Consider the following 14,916-nt stretch of genomic DNA (forward strand, 5'->3'; position numbering starts at 1 on the left):
TAATATGATTTACTTCTATGCTAAAAACGCTCCGAGTCATAACTATCGTCGCGGCTATGGGACTTCTTGTTTCGGGCTGTTCAACTACTGAGAAAAACTCCGACACTCCAGACGGAGCCTTCGCGATCGCACAAGAATACGACGAAGGAGAGCGCTATGAAGAAGCCATTCGTCGTTACACAGAAGTAAAAAATAAATTCCCGTACAGCAACTTCGCGACAAAAGCAGAACTTGCCATCGCCGATGTGTACTTCAAACAAGAATCTTACGCGGAATCGCAAGTCGCTTACCAGATGTTCAAAGAGCTTCATCCAACGGCTCCGCAATCTGATTACGTTCAATTCCGTATCGGCATGAGCTACTACAATCAGCTACCAACGACGATTGATCGCGATTTAACTCTGGCGAATGATGCGATTCTAAATCTATCGGAAGTTATTAAGAAATATCCAAACTCTCAGTACGTGACTGAAGCCAAAGAAAAGCGCAGTGCTGCGATAAAAATGTTGGCGGAAAAAGAAGAATACATCGCTGATTTTTACTTTAAACGCAAAATCTTCGACAGTGCTCTTCCACGTTACGAAGGACTTTATAACAACTATCGCAATCTAGGTTTTGATGCGAAAGCGCTTTCTCGCGCAGCTATTTGTGCGGCAAAGATCGGCGACTCTGCTCGCGCTAAAAAATACCAAGAGTTGTTAGCCAAAGACTTCCCGGACAGCAAAGAATTTAAAGCCGCTACGAAGGAGATCGAGTGATGAATGCTCTTCACGACGATATGCTTTCTGAAGCCCGTGGATACTTTATCAACGGGAACTACAAAATGGCTGAACCCATTTTGAATCAGATGCTTTTGCAGAACACTCGCAATCCTGAAGTTTATCAAATGCTTGCAACGATCTTTTACGATAAGGGTCAGTTCAGTAAAGCCATCAAAACATTCAAACGCGCTTTAGAAATCGATCCGACTTACACGGATGCCAGCGTGGGTCTTTCAATCATCTTGAATGATTTAGGTAAATACGACGAAGGAAAGCAGGTTTTCCTAGATGCCCAAGTGCAACTGGAAAAGAAATCTGGCAAACAAGATCCGTTCGTCGATGAAAAGCTCGCTTCTAAACACGAAGAATTGGCGGATCTTTACTATCAATACAAACGCTACAACGAAGCTCTTGAACAGCTGCTTAAGGCACAGAAACTTTCCAGCAGAAAAGCGGAAGTCACTATGCGCATCGCAGAGGTTCACGTGCAATTGGGACAACATGATCGCGCTATTAAGGACTTAAAGGCGTTGATTCGTGAGTATCCGCACTTAATTCCAGCTCGCCTAAAGCTCGGTGCTATATATTACAACTCAAACAATATTGCTGAAGCCACTGAACAATGGGAGAATATTCTTATCCGGGACCCACAACACCCCGAAGCCTTACGCTATTTGAAAATGGCGCAAGCAGCTGGCATTACTTCAATTGATTTGTAACCGAGGCACGAAATGGCACAACTAAAAGAACAGATGGTTCCCTTCCTTACTAGCGACGAAATTGCAGAGATTGTTGAAAGCTTAGCTGAACAAATCGAAAGCGATTACGATGGAAAGGATGTGGTTTTTATCTGTCCTCTTCGTGGCTCTATCCATTTCACTGCAGATTTGATGCGCAAAGTGGATCTTCCACAACAAGTGGACTTCGTTCACGTGCAAGCCGTTGAAAAAGGTGGCGCGATTAAAATCGTTAAAGATATTTCCGTTAATATCGCAGGAAAACACGTTTTGATCGTAGAAGAAATCATCGATACCGGTCGCACACTGAGCTTTTTAAGAAGCCGTTTATTTGCTTCAGCTCCGGCTTCTTTGAAAATCGTCACACTTTTAGATAAACCCGCACGCCGTGAATTGCCTATTAAGGCTGATTACATCGGTAGAACTATTGATGATCGCTATGTTGTTGGATACGGAATGGATTCCGAAGAAGTCGGAAGAAATTATCCAGATATCTATACAATGAAGAACTAAGAGACCGCGACGTTTACTAGAAACAAGATTACGACGCAAAAGGCATAAAGGAACACAAGTTGTTTTGGCATGCTGAAGATCTCCCTTAAAGCCAATCTAATGAGTCTTAAGACCTTCGTCAATAGGGTGACCCCAACGAAGGTCTATAAAAATAAACCAATTCCAGTTACATTTAGTCAACTTCCCCTCGCATTCGTCCGTCAAAGGCTCATTTTTTGGCCTTAGGACTTCTTATTTCTATAAGCACTCCGAAATAGAAATGGGAGGTCTTTTCCATGAACCACATCTCTTTAAAAAGTCGCTTCCTGTTTGTGACAGGCCTGCTGATCCTGATTGCACTGGTCACTAACATCCTGTCGTTAGATCGCTTGCGCTATCAAAACAAGGTTACTAGTGAAATTGGAGAAATCTGGCTTCCCGCCGTCAGCAAATCTGCAGACATCAATTTGAATCTTGTTAATTACCGAAAGCTCGAATTCAACCTTTTGGCGACCCAAAGTACGGATGAACGAAAAATCATTCTTGAGGAAATGGACAGTCTTTTAGGAAACATCACGATTTATTCGAAGGTTTTAGATCCTTTACTTACGACTGATGAGCTTAGAAAGTCGTATGACATTTTTCTAACTGCCTGGGACGAATACCAGCTTGAGAGCGAAAAGTTCAAAGAAGCGGTAGATAAAGAAGATGAATCAAAGGCAGAAGAAATCCTGACTAGCAGTTCTCAAAAGGCTTTTTCACAAGCCTACGATGCTCTTAAAAAACTCTCTGACGATAGTTACATGATTGGAGTTCAAGACACCGAGAACGTAGCCAAAAGCTTCAAAGTAACAATGTATGCGCTGATTTCAATCGTATCATTTTGTATTCTTATTGGTGCGACTGCAAGCATCTGGAATATCCGTAAAGTTCAATCCTCTTTAAAAAATGTCGCCGAAGGTTTAGAAAGCAGTTCCGAAACTATTCGCAGCCGGGCCCACGAGCTTGTCCAGTCCAGCGATCAGATTTCAGCAAATTCCACTTCGACGGCGGCCTCACTAGAAGAAATTGTCGCCTCGATGGAAGAGCTGACAGCCACAGTCCGACAGAATTCTTTGAACTCAAACCAAGCTGCTGAAATTTCTAAAGAAGGTGAAGGCACGGTTCACCATGGGCAAATGAAAATTCAAGAGCTTATCAAAGTCATGAGTGAAATTTCAAAAAGCTCTTCGAGGATCGGTGAGATCTTAACCTTGATTGATGACATCGCCTTTCAAACAAATCTTTTGGCATTAAACGCGGCCGTAGAGGCTGCACGAGCAGGAGAACAAGGAAAAGGCTTTGCTGTCGTGGCCGATGCTGTTCGTGCTCTAGCGCAAAAAAGCGCGGGAGCCGCTAAAGAAATCGGCGGACTTATCGAAGAGGCCACCACGAAAAGTAAAACCGGCGTTAACCTGGCCGCTCAAAGTGAAGAGTCGTTGAATGCCATCGTCGCAAATTCACACAAAGTCGCCGAACTCATTCAAACCGTCGCGCAGGGTTCTCACGAACAGTCTCAAGGCATTGAACAAATGAATAAAGCGCTTTCCGAGATTGATCGCAGCATTCAGGCCGTCGCTACCTCGATGGGTACGGTGTCGACTTCCTCAGAAGAAATGCAAAAACAATCGGAAGAACTTCATCGCATGATGAAAGACCTGCACGTCTTGGTTGGAAAAAACAAAAAGGGAAAACAAGAAGCAAATCAAAACGCAGACGAAGAAGATTCTTCTGCGGCATAATTTAAAAGGAGAAAAGATGAAAAAAACCACTTTGGTAGCAGCCTTGCTACTTATGAGTTCCGTGTCTTATGCAGGTGACTGCGTAATTACGATCGAACGCAAGGCTTGTGCCGGGAAAGAAACAGAAGCTTTCAAACCATACAATGGTAAAAATCCGACGGAAGAAACCAAGAAATTGGATTCTGCCGAAGCTTGTACAAAATGGGCTGAAAAAAGCTCTAAAATCGTGCGCAAAGGGACTTTGACTGAAAAGAAAGTCACAGGCAAATTCGATGGTGCTGATCTAGGTAAAACTTTTGCCGATAAGGCCGAGTGCAAATAATTTTTCCGGGGTTTTTCGAGCAGCGAAAGACCCCTTTTTCCCGCTTAAAGTCCTGTGCAATCTTTGGACGATTCGACCTAAGCCCCAAGTGAAATTCAGTCGAAATAGCTTTGTCCAAAACTTTTTCAATTTTCCCGACTTTCTGATTTTCTGAATTTTACCAACATTCCCAGATTGAGACAGCATTCCTGCGGCGTTTTGTAATGCTCGCTCTAAAGAGAATCCCAAAATTAGCCGATATTGATCTAAAGGGGGAACATCCATGAAGAAGTTTAAGAATTTTTCTAAGAATCTTTTGAAGAACAAACAAGGTCAAGGTGCGACTGAGTACATCCTATTGCTTGTCGTTGTCGTGGCTCTAGTTGTTATGTTCAAAGATAGAATTAAGCAAACTATGGAAGGCAAAATCGAAGCTCTTTCTAGCTCGATCATGTCTGTTGAGTAGTTTAATTCGCGTTTAATCGGGAGATTAAATGACCGTTGAGTATGTCCTGTTACTATTCTGCGTGTTCTTCTTTGGGCTGAAAGCTTTCTTATCAGCCCCAGGAAATGCATTTCGCAATTCGGGCCCGATGTTAGGTGCTCGTATCGAACAACAAATTGCAACAGGCGACGGATTTAAACCACAAGGTGGTAACCACGTTCAATGGGCAGGTGACAATTGAGACACGATCCTCTTCGTAACCGAAAAGGTCAGTTCGTAATTGAAGCCGTTCTTTTGATGGTTGTCGGTGTGAGCTTTTTTATCTGGGGAACCAATCAGCTGCGTGAACAAAAGATTCTCGCCAAACTGATCGGTGGCCCTTGGGAAAAGGTCTCCGGCATGATTGAGTCGGGAGTATGGGAAACGCCGGATAAGGCGCGCGCCAATCATCCGAATCAGATCGACCGCTCACTGACTATCGATCCGAAAGGTTAAGAAAGATTGGGAATGAAAGCGTTCAAAAGAATACTTAAACCAGTGCAGAATGAAAGCGGATTGATCTCCGCTGAGTTCATTTTTGCCCTCGTGTTATGCGCAGGCATGTGCATTATTCTTTTCGCTTTGAACTTCACTCTTTCAATGGCTGAAGTCGCTCAATACATCGCCTTTTCGGCGGCTCGAGCGCATGCTGCTAGCCATGTCGATCCGACAAAACAACAGCAGCTCGCTAAAGACAAGTATAACGAGCTTGTGAACAACCCTACATTAAAACCTCTTTTCAACAGTTCCAACGACGGAGCCTGGTTTAAACTTGGCGCTTTGGACGTGCGAAGTGGTCTTGATGGAAGTGATTTTAGCGGTGATTACAAATACACCGAAGACCGCGTTCCGCAGGTCGGTGTTCGCTTCGATTTTCAAACGCGCATTTTAAATATGAAAATCGCGTTCCTAGGTTCCACGGCCGAAGATCCAGACAGAGGATTTTCCGCTAAAGTAACAGGTCTTTTGATTCGCGAGCCCACGCAGAAAGAGTGCTGGGAACAACAAATCAAACCTCGTTACTCAAATATTCTAAAACTTGATTCTCGCTATAAGGTGTTGGGCGGAATCGGAGAGAACCAGTACACACCGATGGAGGATAACGGATGTTAAAAAAACAACGTCGTCCTTCCATCATCAATAACGAAAAAGGCATGGCGGTCTTTGAAATGATCCCCATCATCGTCGTTATTGTTTTGTTTTTGAATTTTTCGTTGGGTTTTTTTGGCGCCATTCATACGGGTATTTTGAACTCGATTGCCGCGCGCAACTACACTTTTGAAACTTTCCGCCATCGCGCGAACCTGACGTATTTTAGAAATTCGGACTTTAACTTTAAAGATATCGGAATGCGTTTCCATGGAACGACTTCTGAAAAAGTCCGTGGTGAAAAGTGGATTGCCTCCACTCGCCTGATTGATTTTATGAATTTTGATACTCGAGCAACGGTGTTTGACAGCAAGAGTGATCACGAAAAGACCAGAGGGCTTGGCGACGGACGAAATCAAACTGTCGGTGCCAACCCGATCTGGATTAAGACTGCCTATGGTATCTGTTTGGATGCCAAGTGTGGCGGGTCATAGAAAGTAGGACGTGATGGGATCTAATGAGACTCGAAATCTTTGGCTTTCGATTGCAGCAGGGGTTTTTGCAACCTTCCTGCTGTATAGCTATTCGCAAGAAAAGAAAGCCGAGTATGACAAACGTTACGGCACAACGAAACGCGTGGTCGTTGCTAAAGAAGATATCGCAGAGATGCAAACTATCTACGATACGATGGTAGAAACTAAAGAATTGCCTGCTGACTTCATTCAACCGGATGCCATCACCATCCCAGATGAAATCATCGGTAACGTAGCCGCAGTTCCTATTCGTAAAGGTCAAATGGTTGTAAAGAATAATCTTCTTACACCAGGCCCAGACACAGGTATCGCATTGCAAGTAGCACCAAGTAAACGTGCGGTGGCCATTCCTGTGGATGAAGTTCGTGGTGTCGCAAAATTAATTCGTCCTGGTGATCGCGTGGATATTTTTGCCGCTGTTGACAGTGGTAAGGGTGTGAATCAACGCCGTGAAGTCTTTACGATGCTTTCTGACGTTGTCGTTTTGGCAACGGGTGTGAGTGTTATGAATAACATTCCACGTATGTTTGAGTTGGATTCAACAGGTAAGAACTTAACGCAAATCGCTTTAACTGGTGACACGAAGTATACGACGATCACGGTTGAGGCAACGCCGAAGGAAGCTCAAGACTTGTTTTACATCTTGTCGACAGCTCCAGGGAATATTTTCTTTGCTTTAAGAAATCCGAACGACAGAACCGTTCCGCCGCGCATGCCTAGCTCGACGGCTGAGTCTGTTGCCGGAAAACCAATGGTATCGATGGATACGCCAGCGGCGCCTCCGATTGCGATGCCACAAAGACCCGTATATACACCACCAGTACAACAACAAAGAACTGCGCCTCCGCCAGCACAAAGACCGCGCACCAATGGATTTCAAACACTGTAGATGGGTCGACCAAGGGGAACGAAGGGGGAACATATGAGACGAAATATACTGACTGCAGGACTGCTGTTAAGTCTCGCCGTGGGACCATACACAATGGCCCAGGAAGAACTCGTTGCTGAACCATCTTCGGCTGTGGCTGATGAAGGTACTGGCGTTTATCGTTCCCGCAAATTCATCAACCTGACATTAGGAATTGAACAGGACGAAAAACTTCCGCCTCTTCCCGACAGCATTGAGTTTAAAGGTGATTTCCGCCGTGTCGTCACTGCGGCTTATGCTAAAGATCTCAATGTCATTCGTTTCTCTCCGAAAGCGGAAGGCTTTGCTACTTTAACTATTCATGACAAACGTAACGGCAAGGTCGTTGCGGAATTCCGTATTGACGTTAAGAAAAGCAAACTCGACAAAGTCGTGCGTGAAATGCGTGCTCTTTTGGGCGATATCGAAGGTATCAATATCAAGATCGTGAACAACAAAGTCGTTGTCGATGGTCAGATCCTTCTTCCAAAAGATTTAGCGCGCATCTTTAACGTCGTAAAACAATTCGGCGATCAGGCTTCTTCGCTAGTGACTTTAAGTCCCCTAGCACAAAAGAAAATCGCGGAGTTTATCGCTCGTGATATTAACAACCCAGAGATCGAAGTCCGCGCTGTGAATGATAAAATCATTCTGCAAGGTTGGGCGAACAGTGATGAAGAGGCTAAGCGTGCTGAGATCATCGCGAAAACCTATCTTCCAGATATCGTGATTGACGCTGCCGAAGACGGCGGTCCGATCAAGAAGCGTCGTCCTTTGAATGATGGTGTTATCAACCTTATTCAAATTAAAGAGGCGGCTCCTCGTCCACCAGCGAAGATGATCCAAATGGTTATTCACTATGTGGAGTTGAATAAGGACTACTCAAAAGCCTTTAAGTTCCAGTTCACTCCAGAGTTGGGTGATAACTCGCAGATGACTTTCCAAACCGGCGGCGACAGTCCGGGTGGAGTTATCAGTTCAATCACGGGAACAGTTTCTAACTTGTTACCTAAGCTGAACTGGGCAAAACAACACGGTCACGCTCGCGTACTTGAAAGTACAAGTTTGATCGTTGAAGACGGTAAAAAGGGTGAGATCAAACAGGTGACGGACCAACCTTACCCGGTCATCGGTAAAGACGGTACACAAGGAACGGCGTTTGCCTCTGTGGGTATCGTGACAGCTATCACTCCATCACTTCTAGGTGAAAAATCTGGAAGCGTGAAAATGGACATGAGCTTTGAAGTGAGCAGCTTATTGGGTAATACGCCACTAGGTGCTCCGATCGTCAGTAAAAATCAAATGTCGAGTACCGTGACTGTTCGTGACCGTCAAAGTGCCGCAGTGGGTGGTTTGATCCGTAACTCCACTTCGACTGGTTACAATCGTCCGGCTGGACAAAAGAACCCGATCATCAGCCTTTATGCATCTAAAGATTTCATCAAGCAACAAAGCCAGTTTGTGGTCTTTGTGACTCCAATTGTGAAGACCTCAGCGAGCTCGGGTGCGGAGCAAATTAAGAAGAAGTTCCGTTTACGCGACTAAGATCTCGTAAACGGACCTCCCATTCCAGCCGATAAAGGAACTGGAGGTCTGCATTGGCTATTAATCCGAATTGTAATCTCATCGCAGTTGTTGGCGGTAAAGGCGGCGTAGGTAAGTCTGTCTTTGCGGCTAACTTTGCTTGCACGCTCATGAACGAACTTCGCTCTCAGGTTCTTTTGATCGATGCTGACAGTAAAAGCGTCGGCGATCAAAACGTGATCATGGGTATTAAGCCTCAGAAAACTCTGAAAGAACTTGCAAGCTTCCAAGGATCCTTAAACTCTCAACCAATGAACTCTCTCGTAACAATGCACCAATCCGGTCTTGCTTACGTGGGTGCGGTTCGTGGACCTGAAGAATCTTTGACGATCTCTCCAGATCTTCTAGGTAAACTTTTAGAATTCTTCTCTCGTGCATTTAAATTCGTTGTTGTCGATGTCGGAACTGATTTGGGTCCCGCGCAGATGGCGGTTCTTCAAGAAGCAACGGCTATTATGATCGTGACCAGCCCCGAGGTTCTGGTCGTTACGCAAACTCAACGTCTTATCAACGAACTTCTTTCTGCGACTTTACCAAAAGATATGTTCCAGCTTGTGATTAACAAAGCTTCTCCGACAGGCTTGTCGCCACAAACTATTTCAAACCAATTGCAACTTCCGTTTTTAGGAATCATTCCTCAAGACGAAGCCACTTCGATGATGGCTTTGCAAAAGTACACCCCATTTGTATTGGCCGCTCCGAAAGCGCCAATCACTGCGGCCTACTACGATGTCGCTCGTAAACTCAGCGGTGGTATCTTACAAAGATTGAAATCGATTTCCCGTCCGAAGCCGGCTCCGGCTGCAGATTCTTCTTCGTCCGCTGCGGGTGCCGCTCTTCCAGTGAATGGAATGGATCCGCGCACACTATTAAAAATTCGTGTGCATAATGAACTTATTAGAACTGTCGATCTTAAAAAACTTCTTCTTGATACCAAACAAGATGAAGGCAAAGAAAAAGAAATTCGCGAAAAAACAAAACGTGAAATCACGTTGATTGTGGACCGTGAAGCTCCAGACACTGCTCGTGATGAGCGCTCTAAGATTATTAAAGAGGTTTTGGAAGAGGCTTTGGGCCTAGGGCCTTTAGAAGATCTTCTTGCCGATGCCGATGTTTCCGAGATCATGGTGAATGGTTTTAGAAAAATCTTTATCGAGAAAAGCGGTAAAGTTCAGTTGAGTCCCGTGACGTTTACTTCAAACGATCACCTTCGCCGTATCATCGAACGTATCGTGACTCCACTGGGTCGTCAGATCAATGACTCAACCCCTTACGTCGACGCCCGTCTTAAAGACGGTTCGCGTGTGAACGCGGTGATTGAACCTTTAGCGATTGATGGACCCGCGCTCACCATTCGTAAATTTAAAAAGGGTGGTATCACTCCAGAAAAATACGTTAACTATGGCAGTGTGACCAAGAACATGATCGACTTTCTTCGCATCTGCGTGGAAAACGGTCTAAACGTGGTGATCTCGGGTGGTACCGGTTCCGGTAAAACCTCACTTCTGAATATGCTTTCTTCGTTCATTCCATCTAATGAACGTGTGATCACCGTCGAGGACGCGGCCGAGCTGCAACTTCAACAGGAACACGTCGTGCGCTTAGAGACTCGTCCTCCTTCAATGGAAGGATCTAATGCCGTCACGATTCGTGATTTGATTAAAAATGCCCTGCGTATGCGTCCCGATCGTATCATCGTCGGTGAGTGCCGTGACGGCGCCGCCCTAGACATGTTGCAAGCCATGAACACGGGTCACGATGGTTCAATGACTACGACTCACGCCAACAGTCCGCGTGAGTGTATCGCTCGTCTAGAAACTCTTTGTATGATGTCAGGAATGGAACTTCCCGTTCGTGCGATCCGTGAACAGATTTCGGGCGCAGTGAACTTGATTGTGCAGATTTCTCGTCTGTCAGACGGAAGCCGTAAAATCTTAAGCATCACTGAAGTTGCGGGCATGCAAGGTGATGTCGTGACTTTGGCGGAAATCTTCCGTTTCAAAGAAACAGGTTACGATAAGAATAGAAAAATCAATGGTGTCTTCCAGGCAACTGGTACGATTCCAAGCTTTATCCAAAAACTAAGCGATAAAGGTGTCGTGATTCCTCGAGAGATCTTTGCCAATGATCCAACGACGAACACACCAGGCACACCTGCGTCGCAAAAACCACCTATCGCAGCCGCAATGCCAAAAATGCCAGGCGTCGCTCCGGTAAAGAAATCGGGATAGTGTATGAGTTTTCTGTTTAACGAATGGATTATGATTCCTCTTTTTGGCGTATGCGTGTTCGTCATAGTTATTCTATGGGCGGACAAAGCTATCGACTGGCTTCATAAGCGCAGTTTGGGCCAAAGAGATGAAGTCATTCGTCTTCTTCGTTTGATGGGAAATGAAGTGGATGAAAGAAAGATCACGATCTTGATCCTTCTTATGAGCTTCGGCGTTGGTGCCTTGGCATTCTTAGCGTTGTGGCCCAGTGTCTTAATGGGATTTGTTTTCGGAGCTTCATTAACCGTCGCCGGTTGGCAGCTTCCACTTCTTTTAGTTCGTCTGACTTATGAGCAACGCTGCTCTAAATTCACTGATCAAATGGTGGATGGTCTTACGATCATGGCCAACGGTATTAAAGCCGGTTCCAATCCTCAGGAATCGATGAAGCGTGTTGTAGAAATCATGGGAAATCCTATCAGCCAAGAATTCGCACAAGTTCTTTATCAGATGCAAGTCGGTGATAGCTTTGAAGGTGCTCTGAACGACTTAGGCACGCGCATTCCACGTCCTGACGTTCAGATGTTTGTGACCGCGATCAATATCTTAAAAGAAACCGGCGGTAACTTGGCAGAGACTTTCCAGACCATCGTCTTAACGATTCGTGAAAGACAAAAGGTAGAGAAAAAAATTCAAGCGCTCACTGCGCAAGGTCTCATGCAAGGGATCATCGTCACTCTGATTCCGTTCATCTTGATGGGCGTCTTTTTCATGGTGGATCCGGGTTTTATCAAACCCATGTTTAGCACAACCCTAGGTCTAGTGTTGCTATTCGTGATGCTAGCGTTGCAAGTAATTGGTGGCGTAGTAATTAAAAAACTTGTTACCATCAAAGTGTAGTTTGTCAGTTTCAAGGAAGAGGTAAATTATAATGAAGAAAGCAATATTGGCGTTCGCTTTTCTTTTTTCAGCACAAGCTTATGCGCTTGTGGATATGAAAAATGCCAACTATTCCAATACATGGATTGATATGGATGTTCCAGGAAGTGGTTATGATCTTAAGATCATTCGCACTTACAACAGCCGTTCTTTGTTCAATGGTATGTTCGGATTCGGCTGGTGTTCTGATTTTGAAACTTCCATGGAAGTAAATGCCGAAGGCAACATCAAAGTTAAAGAGTGCGGTGGCGGTTTAGAAGTGACCTTCTCTCCTCGCGAAGTGACTCGTAAAGATGTTGAAAGCACTATTGCTCAAATCATCAACCGCATGAAGGCTGAAAAGAAAGTCGGATTGACGGAAGCGGCGATCAATAACTTGAAAACGCAAATGCTTGAAGATGACAGCGTTCGTTCTGAGTACGCAGCTCAATATGGAATCAAAGTTCCGGTTAAAGAAGGCACGAAGTTCTATGCCAACGGCCGCGAGGTTGAGCACTTCATCTTTAATAAGACTTACTACACTCGCAATCTTCCCGATGGCAGCGCTCAACGCTATAGCCCTCAAGGAAAACTGACTCATATCTACGACAAAAACGGAAACTACCTGAAGTTTGATTATGACAAAGACGTTATCGCCTCTATCCAGGATAATAACGGCCGTCGTTTGGGCTTTAAGTACTATCAAAACAAAAAAGTAAAATCCATCACGGGCCCGAATGGCTTGATGGCGGAATATAAGTTTGCAAACCTTGACGATCTTTCTTCGGTGAAAAATGCGTGGTTAAAAACTTATACTTACGAATACGATGAGCTTCACAACTTAACAAAAGCTTCTTGGCCGGATAAAACATTCGTTTCCATCAAATACGATAAAAAGAACGACTGGGTTGTGGCTTTCGCAGACCGCGATAAATGTATCGAGTCTTATAAGTACGAATCCTCTACAAACGATCCCAAAAATCACTATTGGTCGACAGTAAAGAAAACTTGCGGCAAAGAAGTGATGGCTGACAATAAATACGAATTCTGGCACCAGCAACGCGCTGACGGTCAGTACTTCTTGCAACGTGTGATGACCACTGTCAGCGGCAACGTGACAGACATCACTTACCACGAAGTATTTGGCAAACCTGTTTCTATCCGTAGAAATGCCGACCGCGTTTCTTACGAATACTATCCAGATGGACTAGTAAAAGTAAAAGCAGCACCCAATGTTCGTATGGCTTACGAATATGATCCAAAAGTAAAAAAAGTAAGCTCGGTAACAAGCACTTTCTTTAACGAAAAAGGTGCTAAGGTTGCCACCAAAACGACTCAGTTTAAATGGGACGGTAAAGGCAACCTGGCTTTTGCTCAAAACAGTGATGGTCAGAAAATCAATATGACTTACGATAACCGTGGTCGTATTGCGACAATCACCGACCAAGCTAAAAAAGTAGTTAAAATCGAGTACGAAGAGCGCTACGGAAAACCTGCCGTCGTAACTCGCCCTGGCTTGGGGACTATTGTGGTAAGCTATAAACCAAATGGCGAAATCAACAAAGTAGACAGCAAAGAAGGTCCTTCAGTTGCAATGCAAGTCGCTAGTACCTTTAATAACTTGTTAGATATTATTGCCCCTGCAACCGCAGAAATGTATCTATAAAGGAGTAGGTGATTATATGAAAAGACTTTTAGCCTTATCTATTTTGTTAGCCGCTCTAGGTACCTCTTTCGTAGCCACCTCTTCTTTTGCACAAGAAGACGCGGGACGCACGGTAAACCCAGGGGAAGACCCAAATGAAGCCAAAAGCCCTAAGCCTTTAGAGGCGGACGTGGCTTCTACAGGCATCTGCCCTGAGTGTACGGCTCGTATGAAACATACACGTCTTAACGACGATACGACTTTTAGACCTCAAGGAACTGCAGCTCCAGGAGCTAATGGTTCTGGCTCACCTGCTGATGGTAATAGATAGACTGTCTAATCAGTTATCACTCGGTGAACGTAAAAGGGCTTTGGATACCAAAGCCCTTTTTATTTCTCCTTATTCCTTCCTTATTTGATCCTGCCTTCTCAATTTGAGACATCTGAACAAGACCTTGCTGGCACACCCAGTGCAATGAACCTTCTTTGAGTAGATTTTATTGTTTGATACTCGTGATAAGGAGTTTTCTATGAAGAAGATGTTCGGATCTATTATTGCTCTTTCTATTATTGCATCAGCCTCTATGTCTGTTGCCGGTACATCTGCGGTGTGCAATCACCAAACGAAGAGCGGTCGCTTCGCATCCACGAACCCGGAAAAAGTAAGAGTTGCTAAATCGACGGCGAAAGCCGGAGCTGAAGCAGCAGCCTCAGGTCAGAAATAGTCGACCTGAATTCGAAATGCCCCCGAAGGAAGAGTGTCTATCCCCCCCCTTGGATGCTCTTCCTTTCCCTTTTTTTAAGACCTAGCGCACAGCTTTTTCGTGAGCGCCTTCTTGAAATCCATCCACTGTACTGGCTACGCCATCTTTCAACGTACGACCCAAGTTACGAATAGCCATTGCACCACCAGCGGCAGCACTCTGCACATATTCAGAAACCGTCGATCTTTGCAACCAGCGGAACGAATGATATTCGATCGAAGCGCCACCAATTTTGACCTGCATAAGCATGATCAAAAGCATTGTGAAGCACAAGCATTTGGCTACAAATTTAAGTTCTTCCATGAGTGGATTCTCCCTGCTGCGGTAATACTTTGGAAATAGCTTCTAAGATTTGTTCTTTGCTGAAAGGCTTCGTCACATAGGCATCAAATCCCGCCTCGTAAGCCTTTTGTACATAAGCTTCTTGATCGATCGTCGAACAACCAATGATTTTAATTTCAGGATGAAGTTCTTTTAAAACTTTGGCAGTTTCAATGCCGTTTCGAAGAGGCATGACCATATCAAGAAATACAAGTTCAGGTAGGGTGGATTCAACAAGTGTGATGGCTTCATCACCATTGGCAGCTTCACCGACGCAAACGCCACCGGCCGAAGTTACAATATTCTTCACCAGTTCACGCAAGAAAGCGGCATCGTCGATAACAGCAAAACGTATCTTCATACCGCTCAGTATAGATTTTAGTTCTTAG

At 44.8% G+C, this 14,916-nt stretch carries 19 protein-coding genes; 17 read left to right on the plus strand and 2 right to left on the minus strand.

The annotated features are described in order from the left end of the window. Positions 1–17 precede the first annotated feature (17 nt). The 17 genes from AZI85_RS15940 (at position 18) to AZI85_RS16020 (ending at position 14,167) form a co-directional block, all read left to right on the plus strand. The gene (locus tag AZI85_RS15940; protein ID WP_063244982.1) at positions 18–758 is read left to right on the plus strand and encodes an outer membrane protein assembly factor BamD; all 741 of its coding nucleotides are present in this window, start codon (positions 18–20) and stop codon (positions 756–758) included. Beyond that, the gene (locus AZI85_RS15945) at positions 758–1,480 is read left to right on the plus strand and encodes a tetratricopeptide repeat protein (RefSeq protein WP_063205946.1); all 723 of its coding nucleotides are present in this window, start codon (positions 758–760) and stop codon (positions 1,478–1,480) included. The genes AZI85_RS15940 and AZI85_RS15945 overlap by 1 nt, the downstream gene beginning before the upstream one ends. Positions 1,481–1,492: 12 nt before the next feature. Beyond that, positions 1,493–2,011, plus strand: a complete 519-nt coding sequence (hpt, locus tag AZI85_RS15950) for a hypoxanthine phosphoribosyltransferase (protein WP_063205944.1) — start codon at positions 1,493–1,495, stop codon at positions 2,009–2,011. A gap of 275 nt (positions 2,012–2,286) precedes the next feature. Continuing rightward, positions 2,287–3,771: a HAMP domain-containing methyl-accepting chemotaxis protein gene (locus AZI85_RS15955; RefSeq protein ID WP_063244983.1), complete on the plus strand. Its 1,485-nt coding sequence runs from the start codon at positions 2,287–2,289 to the stop codon at positions 3,769–3,771. A gap of 16 nt (positions 3,772–3,787) precedes the next feature. Continuing rightward, positions 3,788–4,093, plus strand: a complete 306-nt coding sequence (locus tag AZI85_RS15960) for a hypothetical protein (protein ID WP_063244984.1) — start codon at positions 3,788–3,790, stop codon at positions 4,091–4,093. A 262-nt stretch (positions 4,094–4,355) separates the two neighbouring features. Beyond that, on the plus strand, positions 4,356–4,538 hold the full coding sequence (locus AZI85_RS15965) for a Flp1 family type IVb pilin (RefSeq protein ID WP_063205938.1): 183 nt from the start codon (positions 4,356–4,358) through the stop codon (positions 4,536–4,538). Between the two features lie 28 nt (positions 4,539–4,566). Beyond that, positions 4,567–4,758, plus strand: coding sequence for a hypothetical protein (locus AZI85_RS15970; protein WP_063205936.1), 192 nt, complete (start codon positions 4,567–4,569; stop codon positions 4,756–4,758). Next, positions 4,755–5,012, plus strand: a complete 258-nt coding sequence (locus tag AZI85_RS15975) for a hypothetical protein (RefSeq protein ID WP_063244985.1) — start codon at positions 4,755–4,757, stop codon at positions 5,010–5,012. Before AZI85_RS15970 ends, AZI85_RS15975 begins: the two co-directional genes overlap by 4 nt. A 12-nt stretch (positions 5,013–5,024) precedes the next feature. After that, positions 5,025–5,669, plus strand: a complete 645-nt coding sequence (locus tag AZI85_RS15980) for a hypothetical protein (protein WP_063244986.1) — start codon at positions 5,025–5,027, stop codon at positions 5,667–5,669. After that, complete coding sequence (locus AZI85_RS15985; RefSeq protein ID WP_063205932.1) at positions 5,663–6,139, plus strand: hypothetical protein; 477 nt, start codon at positions 5,663–5,665, stop codon at positions 6,137–6,139. Before AZI85_RS15980 ends, AZI85_RS15985 begins: the two co-directional genes overlap by 7 nt. Before the next feature lie 13 nt (positions 6,140–6,152). Continuing rightward, positions 6,153–7,067 (plus strand): Flp pilus assembly protein CpaB, encoded by a 915-nt coding sequence (cpaB, locus tag AZI85_RS15990; protein WP_063244987.1) that lies wholly within the window; start codon positions 6,153–6,155, stop codon positions 7,065–7,067. A gap of 33 nt (positions 7,068–7,100) precedes the next feature. Then, entirely contained in the window at positions 7,101–8,630 is a 1,530-nt protein-coding gene (locus tag AZI85_RS15995) for a BON domain-containing protein (RefSeq protein WP_063244988.1), read from the plus strand. A 53-nt stretch (positions 8,631–8,683) separates the two neighbouring features. Next, on the plus strand, positions 8,684–10,900 hold the full coding sequence (locus AZI85_RS16000; RefSeq protein WP_063244989.1) for an ATPase, T2SS/T4P/T4SS family: 2,217 nt from the start codon (positions 8,684–8,686) through the stop codon (positions 10,898–10,900). A gap of 3 nt (positions 10,901–10,903) precedes the next feature. Continuing rightward, complete coding sequence (locus AZI85_RS16005; protein WP_063244990.1) at positions 10,904–11,779, plus strand: type II secretion system F family protein; 876 nt, start codon at positions 10,904–10,906, stop codon at positions 11,777–11,779. A 31-nt stretch (positions 11,780–11,810) separates the two neighbouring features. After that, positions 11,811–13,463 carry a DUF6531 domain-containing protein gene (locus tag AZI85_RS16010; protein WP_063244991.1) on the plus strand — a complete coding sequence of 551 codons (1,653 nt, stop codon included), beginning with the start codon at positions 11,811–11,813 and terminating at the stop codon, positions 13,461–13,463. 16 nt (positions 13,464–13,479) lie between these two features. Next, complete coding sequence (locus AZI85_RS16015) at positions 13,480–13,773, plus strand: hypothetical protein (protein WP_063244992.1); 294 nt, start codon at positions 13,480–13,482, stop codon at positions 13,771–13,773. 199 nt (positions 13,774–13,972) lie between these two features. Beyond that, positions 13,973–14,167, plus strand: coding sequence for a hypothetical protein (locus tag AZI85_RS16020; protein WP_041872600.1), 195 nt, complete (start codon positions 13,973–13,975; stop codon positions 14,165–14,167). Between the two features lie 81 nt (positions 14,168–14,248). Here AZI85_RS16020 and AZI85_RS16025 read toward each other — a convergent pair whose 3' ends face one another. Together AZI85_RS16025 and AZI85_RS16030 are read right to left on the minus strand one after the other, a co-directional pair. Then, positions 14,249–14,509, minus strand: coding sequence for a hypothetical protein (locus AZI85_RS16025; RefSeq protein WP_063205918.1), 261 nt, complete (start codon positions 14,507–14,509; stop codon positions 14,249–14,251). Next, a complete protein-coding gene (locus AZI85_RS16030; protein WP_063205916.1) occupies positions 14,496–14,888 on the minus strand; it encodes a response regulator in 393 nt (130 codons plus the stop codon). Before AZI85_RS16030 ends, AZI85_RS16025 begins: the two co-directional genes overlap by 14 nt. Between the last annotated feature and the right edge of the window lie 28 nt (positions 14,889–14,916).

Source organism: Bdellovibrio bacteriovorus (genome assembly GCF_001592755.1).
Lineage (GTDB): Bacteria > Bdellovibrionota > Bdellovibrionia > Bdellovibrionales > Bdellovibrionaceae > Bdellovibrio > Bdellovibrio bacteriovorus_E.

What these genes read in the sequence shown, in the direction of transcription:
- AZI85_RS15940 (WP_063244982.1), top strand. Translation starts at nt 18, where the DNA reads ATGCTAAAAACGCTCCGAGTCATAACTATCGTCGCGGCTATGGGACTT.
- AZI85_RS15945 (WP_063205946.1), top strand. Translation starts at nt 758, where the DNA reads ATGAATGCTCTTCACGACGATATGCTTTCTGAAGCCCGTGGATACTTT.
- hpt (WP_063205944.1), top strand. Translation starts at nt 1,493, where the DNA reads ATGGCACAACTAAAAGAACAGATGGTTCCCTTCCTTACTAGCGACGAA.
- AZI85_RS15955 (WP_063244983.1), top strand. Translation starts at nt 2,287, where the DNA reads ATGAACCACATCTCTTTAAAAAGTCGCTTCCTGTTTGTGACAGGCCTG.
- AZI85_RS15960 (WP_063244984.1), top strand. Translation starts at nt 3,788, where the DNA reads ATGAAAAAAACCACTTTGGTAGCAGCCTTGCTACTTATGAGTTCCGTG.
- AZI85_RS15965 (WP_063205938.1), top strand. Translation starts at nt 4,356, where the DNA reads ATGAAGAAGTTTAAGAATTTTTCTAAGAATCTTTTGAAGAACAAACAA.
- AZI85_RS15970 (WP_063205936.1), top strand. Translation starts at nt 4,567, where the DNA reads ATGACCGTTGAGTATGTCCTGTTACTATTCTGCGTGTTCTTCTTTGGG.
- AZI85_RS15980 (WP_063244986.1), top strand. Translation starts at nt 5,025, where the DNA reads ATGAAAGCGTTCAAAAGAATACTTAAACCAGTGCAGAATGAAAGCGGA.
- AZI85_RS15985 (WP_063205932.1), top strand. Translation starts at nt 5,663, where the DNA reads ATGTTAAAAAAACAACGTCGTCCTTCCATCATCAATAACGAAAAAGGC.
- cpaB (WP_063244987.1), top strand. Translation starts at nt 6,153, where the DNA reads ATGGGATCTAATGAGACTCGAAATCTTTGGCTTTCGATTGCAGCAGGG.
- AZI85_RS15995 (WP_063244988.1), top strand. Translation starts at nt 7,101, where the DNA reads ATGAGACGAAATATACTGACTGCAGGACTGCTGTTAAGTCTCGCCGTG.
- AZI85_RS16005 (WP_063244990.1), top strand. Translation starts at nt 10,904, where the DNA reads ATGAGTTTTCTGTTTAACGAATGGATTATGATTCCTCTTTTTGGCGTA.
- AZI85_RS16010 (WP_063244991.1), top strand. Translation starts at nt 11,811, where the DNA reads ATGAAGAAAGCAATATTGGCGTTCGCTTTTCTTTTTTCAGCACAAGCT.
- AZI85_RS16015 (WP_063244992.1), top strand. Translation starts at nt 13,480, where the DNA reads ATGAAAAGACTTTTAGCCTTATCTATTTTGTTAGCCGCTCTAGGTACC.
- AZI85_RS16020 (WP_041872600.1), top strand. Translation starts at nt 13,973, where the DNA reads ATGAAGAAGATGTTCGGATCTATTATTGCTCTTTCTATTATTGCATCA.
- AZI85_RS16025 (WP_063205918.1), bottom strand. Translation starts at nt 14,509, where the DNA reads ATGGAAGAACTTAAATTTGTAGCCAAATGCTTGTGCTTCACAATGCTT.
- AZI85_RS16030 (WP_063205916.1), bottom strand. Translation starts at nt 14,888, where the DNA reads ATGAAGATACGTTTTGCTGTTATCGACGATGCCGCTTTCTTGCGTGAA.